This window comes from Rhizobium sp. 10N427 (assembly GCF_056394605.1).
This window is the reverse complement of record NZ_JBFTID010000002.1, coordinates 489,902-503,885: the sequence shown is the minus strand read 5'-3', so window position 1 is coordinate 503,885 and position 13,984 is coordinate 489,902. Positions and strand designations below refer to the sequence as shown.

Sequence of the window (13,984 nt, the reverse complement as noted above, 5' to 3'; positions counted from 1 at the left end):
GGGGATGGTCTTGTGTCAATTCCGGATTCTTGCCGGTGAAGTCTCTCAGGCGCCGAGGAAATCCAGTCCGTGGCGCGAAAGCGCCCGCGGTGCACCCGATGTCGTCAGATAGGTCTGGCCGAGCGTCATGGCAGTTCCGCTGTCGGAATCGGCGATGATCATGTGGACGAAGAGCGACATGTTGGGCTCGATCGGCTGCGGATTGCCGACATGGAACATCTGGTGCTCCATCCAGGACGGCGAGAAGCGGGCGCCGAGCGAATAGCCGCAGGCGTTCAGGCGGTGGCGGGCAAGGCCGCGCTCGTCCATGATCTTGGCATGCATGTCGAACACGTCGCCGAAGGTATGGCCGGGCGTCAGCACGGTTTCGATCGCCTGCAGGTTTTCGAGGCAGGCGCTGAACAGCTCGCGGTGACGGTGCGTCGGTTCGCCGACGACGATCGTGCGCATCATCGCCACATGGTAATGCGCGTAGGTGCCGGCCCATTCGATCGTCAGCTGGTCATTGGCATCGAGCTTGCGGCGGCCGGCCTTGTAGCGGCAGAGCAGGGCGTCGGCGCCGGAGCCGATGATATATTCGTTGGCCGGATAGTCGCCGCCGCCGCTGAAGACGGCGCCCTGCATGGCGGCGAGAATGTCGGCTTCGTCGGCGCCGGCCTTGGTGAGCCGGATCGCCTGATCCAGCGCATCGTCGGCGAGGGCTGCGGCGCGCTCGACATAGGCGACTTCTGCGGCGCTCTTGATCAGGCGCAGGCGGCTGACGAGATAGGAGGCATCGCTGATCTGGCCGAAGCTCGAAAGCTGGGCATCGAGCAGGCGGGCGACCCGGCCGGTCATCCCATGGGTATCGTATTCGATGCCGATGCGGGCGCCGAGCAGATCCATTTCGACGAGCAGGTTCTTGAGATCGACGGTCGGATCGGCGTTGACGCGATCGACCCAGACATGGACGTCCTCAAGGATGGAGGTGTGCTTGGCCTGGCGAAGGTCTGCCGAGCGGGTGATCAGCGCCATCGTGCCATCCGCCTTGACCACCAATGTCTGGAAGAAGCAGTAGCCGAAGGTGTCATAGCCGGTCAGCCAGTACATGCTTTCCTGGGCGAAGATCAGCAGAGCGTCGAGCTTTTCCTCGCGCATCTGCTCGGTGACGCGGGCAAGGCGGCTGGCGAATTCGCTCCGTTCGAAGTGCAGTGCCATTGTCTCAAATCTCCCTGATGCTGATCGCTGAAATCTGGCGGCCGTAATCCGGCTCGTTGTTATGGGTGGTGCGGCGGTACGAGAAGAAGCGCTCGCTGTCCGGATAGGTGCAGAGCCCGATGCTTTCGGCGCGCACACCGGCCTTCGTCAACCGGCCGACCGTCAAGGCCGGCAGGTCAAACATCGAATGACCGGGTTTTGCCGACGGAATGAAATATTGCGCGTAAGCAGGGTCCTGCGTGACAAAGCGATCGACGAATTCCGGACCGACTTCATAGCTTGCCTGACTGATCGATGGTCCGAGGCAGGCGACGATCGCCTCGCGCCGGGCGCCGAGTTTCTCCATGGCAATGATCGTGTTTTCGAGCACGCCGGTCAGCGCACCCTTCCAGCCGGCATGGGCTGCGCCGATAACGCGGTTTTCGGGATCGGCAAGCAGGATGGGGCCGCAATCGGCGGCCAGCACGCCGAGGACGATGCCGGGCGTGGCCGTCACCAGCGCGTCGGCCTGCGGGCGGTCGCCATCGTAATTTCCATCGACGGTCACGGCGTCGGGCGAATGGACCTGGTGGACTGTGGCCAGCTTCTCCAGCGGCTGGCCGAACCAGGCGGCGACGCGGCGGCGGTTCTCGTTGACATGGTCGCGGTCGTCGTTCGATCCGAGGCCGACATTGAGGCCGCGGTAAAGACCTTCGGAGACGCCGCCTTGGCGGGTGAAGTAGCCATGAATGATCGCGTCGTTCGCCGCCTGTTTCAGCAGCGCGCTTTCGATCGGTGCGGGTGAAGCCGCGTTTTGCATCAGCGATTCCGGGATGTTTAGAACGGGGTCATTGTTCACCGGATCGTCCGGTGAAGCATTGTCGATTGCGCCGGATGTTGGCGCAGGGCGGCGCGCTCTGTCAATTCACCGGGCGGAAAGGCATGAGATCGACGGCCGGATAGGAGACCGCCATCGCCTTGAAAAGCTCGCCCATGCGGCCCTCACCCGAACCTGCCAGTCGGTCGACGGCGCTCTGGATGATCTGCTGGGTCCGCGGCTCGCGGTCGCGCCCAAGAGCGCTGGCACGATCGAGAATGCCGAGGCCGACGAGGAGGTCGCCCTGATGCAGCGCACCGTTCAGATGCAGTCCCGCCGCAACGGCGGTTCTGGCCAGATGTTCGAAATCCACATGGCTGGTCAGATCGGCTTCGCCGGGATTGGCGAGCGGCGGGTCGAATTCGTGCATCCGCACTGCCTGCAGCGTATCGCCGAAGCCGCTGACGAGGTGGCCGTAGTCGATGGCGAGCGCGGTACCGCCGAAAGCCTTGAGGCGCTCGCAGATGGCGATCATCACCGATTGACGGGCCGGCGAGAATTCGAACAGCGTGCCTGCAGGCATGGTCTGCGCGCCCTCCGGCAGCAGCGCCGGATCGATACCGGCAACACCGGCGGCAAATGTCAGCTCACCCTCTGCGTCGAGGCCGACCATGCGTTCACGGAAACCGGTCGGTGTCTTGACGAACTGGCGGATCGGGATGGCGTCGAAGAGTTCGTTGGCAGCAATCAGCGTGAATCCGTCAGGGACTTCGTCGAAATCATTGTGCCAGGTGATCTTGCCATCATGAGCCTCGAGCGTCTGGCTCTGGACGTCGCGCAGCCGCTCGCTGGTCTCGACCAGATGCACGGTCATGTTTTCGAAGAGCGGTGGGGCGAGACGGGCGATGACGCGCAGCATGTCGGCCATCATGGTGCCGCGGCCGGGGCCGATCTCGACGAGGCGGACACCTGCCGGCGTGCCGTGCTGCTGCCAGGCGTGAACGATGAACACGCCGATCATCTCGCCGAAGAGCTGGCTGACCTCCGGGGCGGTGACAAAATCGCCGGAACGGCCGAAGGGTTCGCGGACACGGTAGTAGCCGTGTTCGGGGTCAGCGAGGCACAGCGAGAAGTAATCGGTCACGCTGATCGGGCCGTTCGCCTGGATGATCGCCTTGATCTTTTCACCGAGTGCGGTGGTCATGGTGGTCACGTCCGGTCTGCGTTCAGTTCTGCAGCGCGACCTGGCGGCGGGCGCGCATGATCGCCCAGAGGCCAAGCAGGATCATCGGGAAGGACAGCACCATCCCCATGGTCAGCCAGCCGGTGCCGAGCAGGTAGCCAAGCTGCGCATCCGGCTCGCGGAAGAATTCCACGAAGATACGCGACAGCGCATAGCCGCAGACGAAGACGCCGGAAATGAGGCCCGGCGATTTAAGGGCGCGGAAGCCGTAGATCAGAAGCGCCAGAACGGAGAGAAGAACGATGCCCTCAAGGCCCGCTTCATAGAGCTGGCTCGGATGGCGGGCAAAGGGACCACCGCTGGGGAAGACGACGGCCCAGGGAACATCTGCAAGGCGGCCCCAGAGCTCGCCGTTGATGAAATTGGCGATGCGACCGAAGAACAGGCCGATCGGGACGACACCGGCGACGATGTCGAACAGGTTCCAGATCGGGATGCTGTTCTTGCGGGCAAACAGGATCATGGCGATCGTCGTGCCGATGATGCCGCCATGGAAGGACATGCCGCCGTTCCAGATCTGGATGGCGCGGATCGGGCTCTCGATCACCGCAGGCATGTCATAAAAGAGGATGTAGCCGATGCGTCCGCCGAGAACGATGCCGAGGGCGGCCCAGACGACGAAATCGTCGAGCTGCGCCTTGGTGACCGGCGAAGCATTGCCCGGCCACAGGCTGTCATTGCCGGCGATGCGCCGCGCGTAAGACCAGCCGAGCATGATGCCGACGACATAGGCCAGGCCATACCAGTGGATGGCGAGCGGGCCGATCGAGAAGGCGATCGGATCGATATCCGGAAACGGCATGATTGCCATAAGATTGGCTGCAGTCGGCAAAGCTTTCCCACCCGTTGATGTGCGCGGAACATGGCGTTGCGATACGAGGCGGTCAAGTCGATTGTGAGGCAGCGCAGGGCGAGGCGGGCTCTTATCCAGAGCAAAGCGCTTGCATCCTTAACGGCGAAGCCCTACCTCCATTTTCAGAGGCTACAGGCCTGAGGAAACTTGTCGTGCGAAGGAGAAGACTGCCATGACGACTGGAACAAACCGCATCATGGACGAATTCGCAAAGTTGATGACCGACGCAGCCGGCGCCGCCCAGGGCGTGCGCAAGGAGGTCGAGACGGCCTTCAGCGCTCAGGCCGAGCGCTGGCTGAACAGCATGGACGTCGTCAAGCGCGAGGAATTCGAAGCCGTGCGCGAGATGGCCATTAAGGCGCGCGACGAAAACGATGCGCTGCTGGCACGAGTCGCAGCGCTTGAGGCGCAACTCGCCGCAAAGAAGAAATAATTCCCGTTTTGCTACAAGATGTGGTGTGGCGCTTTTGCGACACGCCGCATCTCAGACAGAAAATCGGGTGGGTTTATCCACCTGTGGACACTGCCAAAAAAGCCAATGGGCAGAGTCGCTTATCTCCCCCTCCTGAATCTGATTTCGAGAAGCTGTCCACAGTACCTTTCGGGAAATAGCCCGGTCGGGGGCTGGCTTGTCGCCGGTCTGATTATACACTGATTTTAAATGATGATTCGAACCGGACGGCGGTAAGCTCCAGGCAGGTTTCCTGCGTTAAGTCTGGGTTGCGGTTCAAGGGTCATCGAAATGGTGTTCCGGTATTTGCGTGTGCTTTGCTTGTGTTTTGTAGACCCAAGTCAGTCGCATTCATTCCCGGTCAAGAAGGTGCTGCATGAGCCTGATGGAAATGGAATTCGAGCGTCAGTCGAACCCGGTCGATATGATCGAGTACGTCGCCGCCAATAATGACTGGGCATTTGAACGGTCAGGCGAGGACGAGATCGCGATGACGGTCGAGGGGAAGTGGGCCGATTACCACATCTCCTTTTCCTGGATGGAGGAGTTCGAAGCCCTTCATCTCGGTTGCGCCTTCGATATCAAGGTGCCGGAAAATCGGGTCAACGAAGTCACCAAGCTGCTGGCTGCCATCAATGGCCAGGTGCTGATGGGCCATTTCGACCTGTGGCGCCAGGAAGATGTCATCATCTTCCGTCAGTCGCTGCTGCTGGCCGGTGGCGCGGAGCCGACGAACCGTCAGGTCGAAGTGCTGCTTTCCAGCGCGCTTGATACCTGCGAAGTCTATTATCAGGCATTCCAGTTCGTCATCTGGTCCGGCCTCGATGCCGCCAAGGCGATGGAAGCCGTTCTTTTCGAAACCGTCGGTGAAGCGTAATTCCTCATGTCCAGCCTGTCTTCTGATCCCATCGTTCTCATCGGCGCCGGCAATATGGGGGGCGCGATGCTCTCCGGCTGGCTGAAGAACGGCGTGCCCGGTTCGTCCGTGGTCGTCGTCGATCCCGGCCCGTCGCCGGCGATGATGAAGACGATCGAAGATGCGGGCGCCAGGCATGTGACGGCGGCTCCGGATGGTCTGAAGGCCGGCGTCCTGTTCATCGCGGTCAAGCCGCAGGTGATGGAAGCGGTTCTGCCGCCAGTGAAGAAGACGGTCGGGCCGAACACGGTCGTGGTTTCGGTCGCTGCTGGCAAGACGCTCGGCTTCCTGGAAAAGCATCTCGGCGAAGCGGCCATGGTTCGCGCCATGCCGAATACGCCCGCCATGGTCGGCCGCGGCGTCACCGGCGCCTTCGCCAATTCCAAGGTCGGCGCCGATCAGCGCGACCGTGTTCATTCTCTTCTTCGCGTATCCGGTCCAGTTGAGTGGGTTCCGGCCGAGTCCGACATCGATTCCGTTACGGCCTTGTCGGGCAGCGGCCCTGCTTACGTGTTTTATCTCGTCGAGTGCATGGCTGAGGCAGGCCGTAAACTTGGCCTGCAGGCGGACCTGGCCATGCGTCTTGCACGGGAAACGGTCGCGGGGGCTGGTGAACTTCTCCACCAGTCCCCCGACGACGCTTCCAAACTTCGCCAGAATGTTACGTCTCCAGGCGGCACCACTGCCGCGGCTCTTGCCGTGCTGATGGCGGAGAAGGGGATGCAGCCGCTGTTCGACGAAGCTCTCGAGGCGGCGCGCACGCGTGCGCAGGAACTGGCAGGCTGACCGAAATGGCTGACGAGATCACCTATGCCGATTTCGAACGCGTCGATATCCGTGTCGGCACCGTCATCGAAGCCTCGCCATTTCCCGAGGCGCGCAAGCCGGCGATCAAGCTGCTGATCGATTTCGGCCCCGAGATCGGCGTCAAGAAGTCTTCGGCACAGATCACCGTGCACTACAATCTCGACAACCTCGTCGGCCGCCAGGTCCTCGGCGTCGTCAACTTCCCGCCACGCCAGATCGGCCCGTTCCGCTCGGAAGTGCTGACGCTCGGCTTTGAAGACGAAGCGGGCGCGATCGTGCTCGCGGCAACGGACAAGCCGGTGCCGAACGGTAAGAAGCTGATGTAATCAATGGATATCGCGCGAGACCGGGTCGGTCAGCGTGAAGGAATGGAATGTTGCTTCGAAGCCGCCGCGTTGCGGTGAGCAGAAGGCGGGGCCGACCTGCAGTTCTTCTATCGATGGGTCGAACCAGGCAAGGCGCGCCATGCGCCATTCGGTCATGACATCCGTGCGATACTGAATGAACAGCGCGTCGCCGTTGCGGGTGACGCGGACAGACATCACGTCGAAGGCATGGTCGATGCGGAAGGCGGACCAGTCGGAATGAGTATTGGTGACGACGGTGCTGAAATGCATGGCGCCGTCGGTATATTCGATCCCGCATTTCATCCAGCGCTTCTCATCGGCGCGGATCATCAGTCCCGCCTGGTCATAAAGCGCCTCGTAGCGGCCGGAGAAGCTCACCTCGGCGGTGAAATCGCCCTTGCGCTGCTGATGCAGGAAATGCCCGTCGTCCCGGCGGAACCCGTAATAGGTGCCTTGCCAGAAATCTGTCTTCTCGCCGGAGCGCACCTGCAGCGCGTCGTCGCGGACATCCGCTGAAACAGGTGGGTTGAGCCAGGTCATCTGGTTGAAAGCGGTCATTGTGGGGCACTCACGCGGGAACGCGGATGATGGCGCGCAGGCCACCCAACGGGCTGTCACCGAGCGTCACGTTGCCGCCGTGACTGCGGGCGATGTCGCGGGCGATGGCGAGGCCGAGGCCGGTGCCTGAATCGTCGAGGTTGCGGGCTTCGTCGAGGCGGAAGAACGGCTTGAAGACGTCTTCGCGGTTCTTCTCGGGAATGCCGGGGCCGTCGTCGTCGAAGGTCAGCGTCAGCCACTTGGCGCTGTGCTTGGCCTCGATATTCAAGGAGCTGGCGTAGCGGCGTGCATTCGAGGCGAGGTTCATGACCAACCGGGTGAAGGCGTTGGGGCGGACGGAAATCTCGTCGTCGCCTTCGATGGAATAGGTGAGGGCCTTTTCGTGGAGCGAGAAGTCGGCCTCGATCCGTTCCATGATCTCGCTGAGCTTCAGCTCGCCGACATCTTCCTCCACCTCCGTGCGGGCGAAAGCCATATAGGCCTCGAGCATCGACTGCATGTCGTTGACGTCGTCGGCCATGCCCTGCAGGTCGGGATTGTTGCCAGCGAGCGCCAGCTGCAGCTTGAAGCGGGTGAGGATGGTGCGCAGGTCGTGGCTGACGCCCGTCAGCATGGCGGTGCGCTGCTCCATCTGCCGCTCTATGCGCTCGCGCATCAGGATGAAGGCAAGGCCGGCGCGGCGGACCTCGTCGGCGCCGCGCGGATAGAAGTTCTCGGCCTTCTGGCCCTTGCCGAAGCTTTCCGCGGCGGCGGCTAACGCCTGGATCGGCCGGATCTGGCCGCGTAGGAAGAGGATGGAGACGCCGATCAGCACCAGGGAGGCGCCGACCATCCAGACGATGAAGATGTGAGTGTTCGAGGCGTAGGTCTGATTGCGCTTGGTCAGAACCCGCAGGATCTTGCCGTCCAGCTTGATGCGGATTTCGACGAGATTGGAATCGCCGAGCGTATCGAGCCAAAAGGGCCGTTTGATCTGGTCGGTGAGCTCATCGGACAGGATGCCGTCAAGGATCGAGAAGAACGGTTTTTCGCGCGGCGGGGGCAGATCGCCATCAGGCTCGACCGAAATCTGCAGCTTCATCTGCTCGCGGGCGATCCGCGTGATCGCGGTATAGTCGGCGTCCTGCGGATAGGTATCGATGATCTGGATGATCGCGGCGATATCCTGGGTGACGGCCATCGACAGGCGCTGTGTCACCATCTGCCAGTGGCGTTCCATGAATACGGCGGCGACCACCGACTGCAAGAGCAGCATCGGCATGATGATGATCAGCAACGAGCGGACGTAGATGCCCGTGGGGAGGCGGCGGCGCAGAAAGCGCGCGAACCACTTCCAGCCGGTGGCGGGCAAGCGCTCTTCGCGCCGCAGGCTTTCGAAAGTCACCATCTCAGTTGCGATCCTGACGTCCGGAGCTTCAATCGATACTCAGCCTGTATCCTATACCACGAACCGTCTGCAGCCAGACAGGGTTCGCCGGATCGTCCTCGATCTTGCGGCGCAGACGGTTGATCTGCACGTCGATGGTACGTTCTCCAACCTCGACATCGTCGCCGATCAGCTCATGGCGCGGAATGGTGTCGCCGGCGCGCTTGGCGAAGAGCAGCATGATTTCCTGCTCGCGATCGGTCAGGCGGATGACTTCGGCCGCCTTCTTCAGCTCCTTGCGAGTCAGCGAGAAGGTGTAGGGGCCGAACATGATCTGCTCGATCTTCGGGGCATCCGATGCGTTGCGGCGAAGGATGTTATTGACGCGCAGCACCAGCTCGCGCGGATCGAAAGGTTTCGACAAATAATCGTCGGCGCCGGCTTCAAGCCCGGCGATGCGATTGTCCGACTCTGCCAGCGCTGTCAGCATGATGATCGGAACGTTTTTGATCGCCCGCAATCCGCGAGTGACGTCGATGCCCGACTCTCCCGGCATCATCACGTCCATGATGATCAGGTCGAAGTCGAGGCCGGCAAGCTTGCGCTGCGCCTCGGCGCCATCTGCCGCCACGGTTACCCTGAAGCCGTTCTCGGTCAGGTAACGGTTCAACAGCGCCCGGATGCGTGTGTCGTCGTCGACGACAAGCAAATGCGCCGCATCATCTGAAATGATTGTCTTTCCCGTCATTCAGTCCGCTTTCGATGTTTGCCTGTCCCGCATGCCCCTCAGAAATGCCTTCACGCTCTCGCGCGTCTCAAGAGAAGCATTGTCGAATGCCCTCTCAATGCGGCGCGATTGCGGCTCCGCCAGAGCAAGCGCCAGTTCGCGCCCCGTCTTTGTCGGATAGAGTTTGCGCTGGCGCCGGTCTTCCGGGCCTGCGACTTGCCTGATGTATCCAGAATCGATCAGCTGTTTGAGCACTCGAGCGAGGCTCTGCTTGGTAATCTTCAATGTATCCAGAAGATCGGCAACGGTCATGCCGGGTTCACGGTTAACAAAGTGTACCACCCGGTGATGCGCCCGGCCGAAGCCGCTGGTTTCGAGGATCGCGTCCGGATCGGAGACGAAATCGCGGTAGGCGAAGAAGAACAGCTCGATGATCTCGAAGTCGATGATGCCGGTATTTTCCATCGGCGTGGCCAACGGTTCAGGCTTGCCTGCTTTCGGGCCTGTCTGTCTTGCCGGCACGTCATTTCCTTTCTCATCCAATGCGTTCCGGGAAATACGCGCAGACAACGACTCAGCATTATCCGATGCAAATCCATGCTGCCGACAGTTCCCCCGGACTTTGCAGAGTATCGGCCTCGACCCGCCTCTTTCAAAGCCGGCCGATCTCCGCTTCCCAATACAAGGCATATTTTGCCGGCGGCGTCAGTCGATAAAACGCAAATGGGACAACAATCAACAAGGGATGGCATGCGCGCGCCGGAGGATAAACTGCGGCTGCACTCTCCTGTTCACGCCTGCGGCAACCTTTACGGAGTAACTTGTCCACAGAAATGCAAAAAGGCGGCCAGGCGGCCGCCTTTTCTGTTTCATTGCGGAACGTCTGACCGGTCTTACTGGTAGACGTAGACGATGCGGCGCGTACCTGGATCAACCAGGACGGGCCGGTCGTTGATCCGCGTATAGCGGTACTGATAGTCCGGAATCTCCTGGAAGGTCACGTCATTGGGCACCTCGGCACCGACGACCACCTGACCGCCAAGCTCTACAGTCTGACCGGGATTGGTGTCGATATAGGTGCGGACCATCTCCGGCGGCGTGACTTCCTCGACCGATCCGACCGGACCAATCAGTTCGTCACCGGGCTGCGGATCGACAGGCTGCGGATCTGTGGCAACCACGCTCGATGTGCTTTCATAGGTAACGACGGGCACGCCAAGCGTTGTCTGGTTCTGCTGTACGACGACAGGCGTGCCTTCGCGCTCGACCTGCAGATAATCGGCATAGACCCAGCCGCGAACACCGTTCACATCGACGCGGCACCAGCGGCTACCTTCGATGCAGCCATCGAGATAGGCAGAAGAACCGCGGGTTGCGATGCCGACAGATGGGTATTGAGGGCCGGGGCCGGCGCGGACGTTGAGATCGTTGATGGCCGTGGCGGCCATTTCCGCATTGGCAAAGCCAGCGCTTGCGGCAAGCACGGCGCCTGCCAGGAAAAGGTTTCTCGTCATGGTCATTTCCATTTCTCCTTTTTGCTGGGCTGGAAACGCACCGTTCACTTTCCGGTTCCAAAACCGGCCAGTCTATTAATTCCACCTTCGAGCGATATTTCCTTAAGCCATTGATGTTATGTAATTATCGATGAATTTTTAACCTGCTCTTGCGCTGTAAACTGTTGTTACGGCCTGTCGCGGCCGCGTGAGGCCTGGGCAAAAGCTGCTTTCAACGGACGGCTTTCCGGCTATAGCTAGGGCCTGAAACAAGAGAGGCACACATGGGCATGCTCCAGGCCGGCATCATTCCGGTGACACCCTTCCAGCAGAACTGCACGGTTCTTTTCGACCCCGATACCAAGGAGGGCGTGATCGTCGATCCGGGCGGCGACGTTCCGGCGATCCTGGAGGTGATCAAGGAGAACGGCTTCAAGATCAAGGAAATCTGGTTGACGCATGGCCATCTCGACCATGCCGGAGGAGCGAAGGATCTGAAGGCGGCGCTCGGTATCAATATCGTCGGTCCGCACAAGGATGACCTGCCACTGCTGCAGCGGATCGAAACGCAGCAGCAGAAATACGGCATAACGGGGCTGAAGAATGTCGAGCCTGATCGCTGGCTCGAAGATGGCGGCAAGGTGTCTTTCGGCAGCCACGAATTTGAGGTCTATCACACGCCGGGCCATGCGCCCGGGCATGTCATCTATTTCAACCGCGCGCAAAACTTCGCCCATCTCGGCGACGTGCTGTTCAACGGCTCGATCGGCCGCACTGATCTTCCGGGCGGCGATCACGAGCAGCTGCTTCAGTCCATTCGCGAGAAGGTGCTGCCACTGGGTGATGACGTCGGCTTCATCTGCGGTCATGGGCCGGGGAGCCGTATCGGCGACGAGCGGCGCAGCAATCCATTTCTGCAGGGCATCTGACAAAACAAAAGCGCCGCTCGATGAGCGGCGCTTCGTTATTCGCTACAGCTTGCGAACTCAGCCGGCGGTGCAGAAATGTTCGCGGCCATCGTTGCCGATGAAGGTGCCGGTGCCCGGGTCGAAGCTGCGGTAACGGTACGAGCAATAACGCTGCCACTGCGGCGTCCAGGGCTCAAGGCCAGCGCGGACCGGCTGGTAATAGCGCGGCGGCGGCGCACGATAGACCGGCGCGTCATATTCCGGCTCGTAGACCGGTTCGGCATAGCGCGGCTCGTCGTAATAATAGCGCGGCTGGTTCGAGTTGGCGATTGCCGAGCCAACGATCAGGCCGGTTGCGAGGCCCACAGCACCGCCAACGAGGGCGTCGTTGTTGTGGTGACGGCGCCAGCTGTCGGCGGAGGCTTCGCTGACAGCGGAAAGGCTGAGAGCGGCGGCGGCAGCCGTCAGAATAAGTGTCTTTGCGATCTTGTTCATGACCTTGTCCTACTTTCCAAGACAGCGAGAAGTGCTGTCTATAAACTCTTCAAAGCGGCAGCGGGTTCCTGCGCCGTTAGGATGAGACGATAGTGGCGGCTATCTGAACGGATGCTGAATAACAAAACCCGGCATCTCTGCCGGGCTTCCACTCGAATAGATCGCGTTGTTTCGGGATTAGCCGGAAATCTGAAGATTGACGGCCTTCGGTCCCTTGCCGCGGCGGTCCGGCTCCGTGTCGAAGCTTACCTTCTGATTTTCCGTCAGACCGGCCAGGCCGGAAGCCTGAACGGCAGAGATGTGAACGAAGATGTCCGCGCCACCCCTGTCCGGCTTGATGAAGCCGAAGCCCTTGTCAGTATTGAAGAATTTCACAGTCCCAGTCTCGGCCATGCGTCAGGTCCTTTTCTCTCTGCCCGCCATCCACACGGGCAGCATCAATTAAGCCCCTTCCGGAGCGTTGGCAGGCAGTTCTTGAATTTCGAGAAAAAGGTCCCCTCTACCTCGGCCTGTCTCGTGGTGGGATTATTCCCCATCTTATTGAGACTGGCTGACCGGAATATTAGCGTTTCCGGCGCGCACTTTCTTAAGGACTTCCCATGCTCGCAAAATGCCCGAACGCCCCGAGATTGCTGCGATTATTGAGAATTGGCAAGCAAAAGTTTTTTAACGTGTTGTCGGAAGCACAGTCCCGCCGGGTATCCTATTTGCGCCAAAACGCAAAAAATCGCTCCCCGCGCGCGCATGATTAACGTTTTGTATCGTCTGCAATATATTTTGTGAGGAGATTTTCCCAAAAACACAACGCTAGCGGGTTATCGGAGCATTCGAAAAAAAATTTCGAATCAAGCCGGGTGCGCGTACTGGATGCGGTTTCAGGCAGGCTGGGTGCGGCGGCGGGTCAATTCCGGGACGATTTCCACCACAAGCATAGCGGTAAACATCAGCGCGCATCCGATATAGCCGACAGGCGGAATGGTTTCGCCGAGGATGAGGGCGGCCAGCGACGAGCCGAACAGCGCTTCCGAAGACAGGAAGATCGCCGCTTGCGACGGCGTCGTGTAGCGCTGGCCGATGACCTGCAGCACGAAGGCGACGCCGGACGAGAAGATACCGACATAGAGGATCTCGGGTGCTGCGCCGCGGATGGCGTCGAGGCTGATCGGCTCGATGATGGCAGCGACGATGAGGGCGCAGACCGCGGTGACGGCAAACTGCGATGCCGAGAGCGCCAGCGGCCGGCCGGTCTCCTTGACGGTGATGCCGGCAAGGGTGATCTGGATGGCCCAGAAGCCGGCGCAGATGACCGTCAATCCGTCTCCGACCGTGAGTGCCGAGAGATGGCCGCCCGATAGAAGAAAGATGCCGGCGATCGCCATGGCTGCTGCCGGCCAGATGATCCAGTGCGGCGGGCGGCGCAGGAAAAGTACCGCGATGACCGGGACGAAGACGACGTAGAGGCCGGTGATAAAGCTCGAATTGGTGACCGATGTGGTCTGCAAGCCGATCTGCTGGGTCGAGGCGCCGCCGAAGAGGGCCAGTCCGATCGCAAGATAGATGCCGAGCTGCCGCTTACTGGTTTTTACCTTCGCCTTGCGGCTTTCGAGAAAGACGAAAGGCAGGACGGCGGCGGTGGCGACAGCGAAACGCAGGCCGATGAACCAGAACGGGCCGATGGCTTCCATCGCCGTCGATTGCGCGACAAACCCGCCGCCCCAGATGGCGGCCGCAAGCAACAGCAACAGGTTCGCTTGGACGCGAGTCATGGCATTCCTCGATGCGGGGAGAGTGATGAAGTTGTGGTTAGCAGTTGCCTTTTGTTTCAGC

At 60.8% G+C, this 13,984-nt stretch carries 17 protein-coding genes; 5 read left to right on the top strand and 12 right to left on the bottom strand.

The window, feature by feature from the left end; genetic code table 11:
• Nucleotides 1-45: 45 nt before the first annotated feature.
• From AC1DIJ_RS06950 to lgt, 4 genes are all read right to left on the bottom strand, one after another.
• Entirely contained in the window at nucleotides 46-1,197 is a 1,152-nt protein-coding gene (locus AC1DIJ_RS06950) for a M24 family metallopeptidase (RefSeq protein WP_112386274.1), read from the bottom strand.
• 4 nt (nucleotides 1,198-1,201) lie between these two features.
• The gene (gene pgeF, locus AC1DIJ_RS06945; protein ID WP_112386275.1) at nucleotides 1,202-1,996 is read right to left on the bottom strand and encodes a peptidoglycan editing factor PgeF; all 795 of its coding nucleotides are present in this window, start codon (nucleotides 1,994-1,996) and stop codon (nucleotides 1,202-1,204) included.
• Between the two features lie 100 nt (nucleotides 1,997-2,096).
• A complete protein-coding gene (locus tag AC1DIJ_RS06940) occupies nucleotides 2,097-3,197 on the bottom strand; it encodes a class I SAM-dependent methyltransferase (protein ID WP_112386276.1) in 1,101 nt (366 codons plus the stop codon).
• Between the two features lie 22 nt (nucleotides 3,198-3,219).
• Nucleotides 3,220-4,068 carry a prolipoprotein diacylglyceryl transferase gene (gene lgt, locus AC1DIJ_RS06935; protein ID WP_477831356.1) on the bottom strand — a complete coding sequence of 283 codons (849 nt, stop codon included), beginning with the start codon at nucleotides 4,066-4,068 and terminating at the stop codon, nucleotides 3,220-3,222.
• Between the two features lie 193 nt (nucleotides 4,069-4,261).
• Here lgt and AC1DIJ_RS06930 point away from each other — a divergent pair, with 193 nt between their 5' ends.
• From AC1DIJ_RS06930 to AC1DIJ_RS06915, 4 genes are all read left to right on the top strand, one after another.
• The gene (locus tag AC1DIJ_RS06930) at nucleotides 4,262-4,522 is read left to right on the top strand and encodes an accessory factor UbiK family protein (RefSeq protein WP_112386278.1); all 261 of its coding nucleotides are present in this window, start codon (nucleotides 4,262-4,264) and stop codon (nucleotides 4,520-4,522) included.
• 394 nt (nucleotides 4,523-4,916) lie between these two features.
• Complete coding sequence (locus tag AC1DIJ_RS06925; RefSeq protein WP_112386279.1) at nucleotides 4,917-5,417, top strand: type III secretion system chaperone family protein; 501 nt, start codon at nucleotides 4,917-4,919, stop codon at nucleotides 5,415-5,417.
• A gap of 6 nt (nucleotides 5,418-5,423) precedes the next feature.
• A complete protein-coding gene (proC, locus tag AC1DIJ_RS06920) occupies nucleotides 5,424-6,242 on the top strand; it encodes a pyrroline-5-carboxylate reductase (RefSeq protein WP_112386280.1) in 819 nt (272 codons plus the stop codon).
• Between the two features lie 5 nt (nucleotides 6,243-6,247).
• Entirely contained in the window at nucleotides 6,248-6,589 is a 342-nt protein-coding gene (locus AC1DIJ_RS06915) for a tRNA-binding protein (protein ID WP_112386281.1), read from the top strand.
• On the opposite strand, the gene AC1DIJ_RS06910 is transcribed toward AC1DIJ_RS06915, so the two are convergent.
• From AC1DIJ_RS06910 to AC1DIJ_RS06890, 5 genes are all read right to left on the bottom strand, one after another.
• Nucleotides 6,590-7,168 carry a DUF1349 domain-containing protein gene (locus AC1DIJ_RS06910; protein WP_112386282.1) on the bottom strand — a complete coding sequence of 193 codons (579 nt, stop codon included), beginning with the start codon at nucleotides 7,166-7,168 and terminating at the stop codon, nucleotides 6,590-6,592.
• A 10-nt stretch (nucleotides 7,169-7,178) separates the two neighbouring features.
• Nucleotides 7,179-8,555, bottom strand: a complete 1,377-nt coding sequence (locus AC1DIJ_RS06905) for an ATP-binding protein (RefSeq protein ID WP_112386283.1) — start codon at nucleotides 8,553-8,555, stop codon at nucleotides 7,179-7,181.
• 28 nt (nucleotides 8,556-8,583) lie between these two features.
• Nucleotides 8,584-9,282 (bottom strand): response regulator, encoded by a 699-nt coding sequence (locus AC1DIJ_RS06900; protein WP_112386284.1) that lies wholly within the window; start codon nucleotides 9,280-9,282, stop codon nucleotides 8,584-8,586.
• Nucleotides 9,283-9,726 (bottom strand): MarR family winged helix-turn-helix transcriptional regulator, encoded by a 444-nt coding sequence (locus AC1DIJ_RS06895; protein ID WP_112386341.1) that lies wholly within the window; start codon nucleotides 9,724-9,726, stop codon nucleotides 9,283-9,285.
• A gap of 428 nt (nucleotides 9,727-10,154) precedes the next feature.
• Nucleotides 10,155-10,781, bottom strand: a complete 627-nt coding sequence (locus tag AC1DIJ_RS06890) for a DUF1236 domain-containing protein (protein WP_112386342.1) — start codon at nucleotides 10,779-10,781, stop codon at nucleotides 10,155-10,157.
• Nucleotides 10,782-11,038: 257 nt separating this feature from the next.
• Between AC1DIJ_RS06890 and AC1DIJ_RS06885 the strand changes: the two genes are divergently transcribed.
• Nucleotides 11,039-11,683, top strand: coding sequence for an MBL fold metallo-hydrolase (locus AC1DIJ_RS06885; protein WP_112386285.1), 645 nt, complete (start codon nucleotides 11,039-11,041; stop codon nucleotides 11,681-11,683).
• 57 nt (nucleotides 11,684-11,740) lie between these two features.
• Here AC1DIJ_RS06885 and AC1DIJ_RS06880 read toward each other — a convergent pair whose 3' ends face one another.
• The 3 genes from AC1DIJ_RS06880 to AC1DIJ_RS06870 form a co-directional block, all read right to left on the bottom strand.
• Nucleotides 11,741-12,157 (bottom strand): BA14K family protein, encoded by a 417-nt coding sequence (locus AC1DIJ_RS06880; protein WP_112386286.1) that lies wholly within the window; start codon nucleotides 12,155-12,157, stop codon nucleotides 11,741-11,743.
• Nucleotides 12,158-12,334: 177 nt separating this feature from the next.
• Nucleotides 12,335-12,550, bottom strand: a complete 216-nt coding sequence (locus AC1DIJ_RS06875) for a cold-shock protein (protein WP_003581120.1) — start codon at nucleotides 12,548-12,550, stop codon at nucleotides 12,335-12,337.
• A 482-nt stretch (nucleotides 12,551-13,032) separates the two neighbouring features.
• Entirely contained in the window at nucleotides 13,033-13,923 is an 891-nt protein-coding gene (locus tag AC1DIJ_RS06870) for a DMT family transporter (protein WP_112386343.1), read from the bottom strand.
• Between the last annotated feature and the right edge of the window lie 61 nt (nucleotides 13,924-13,984).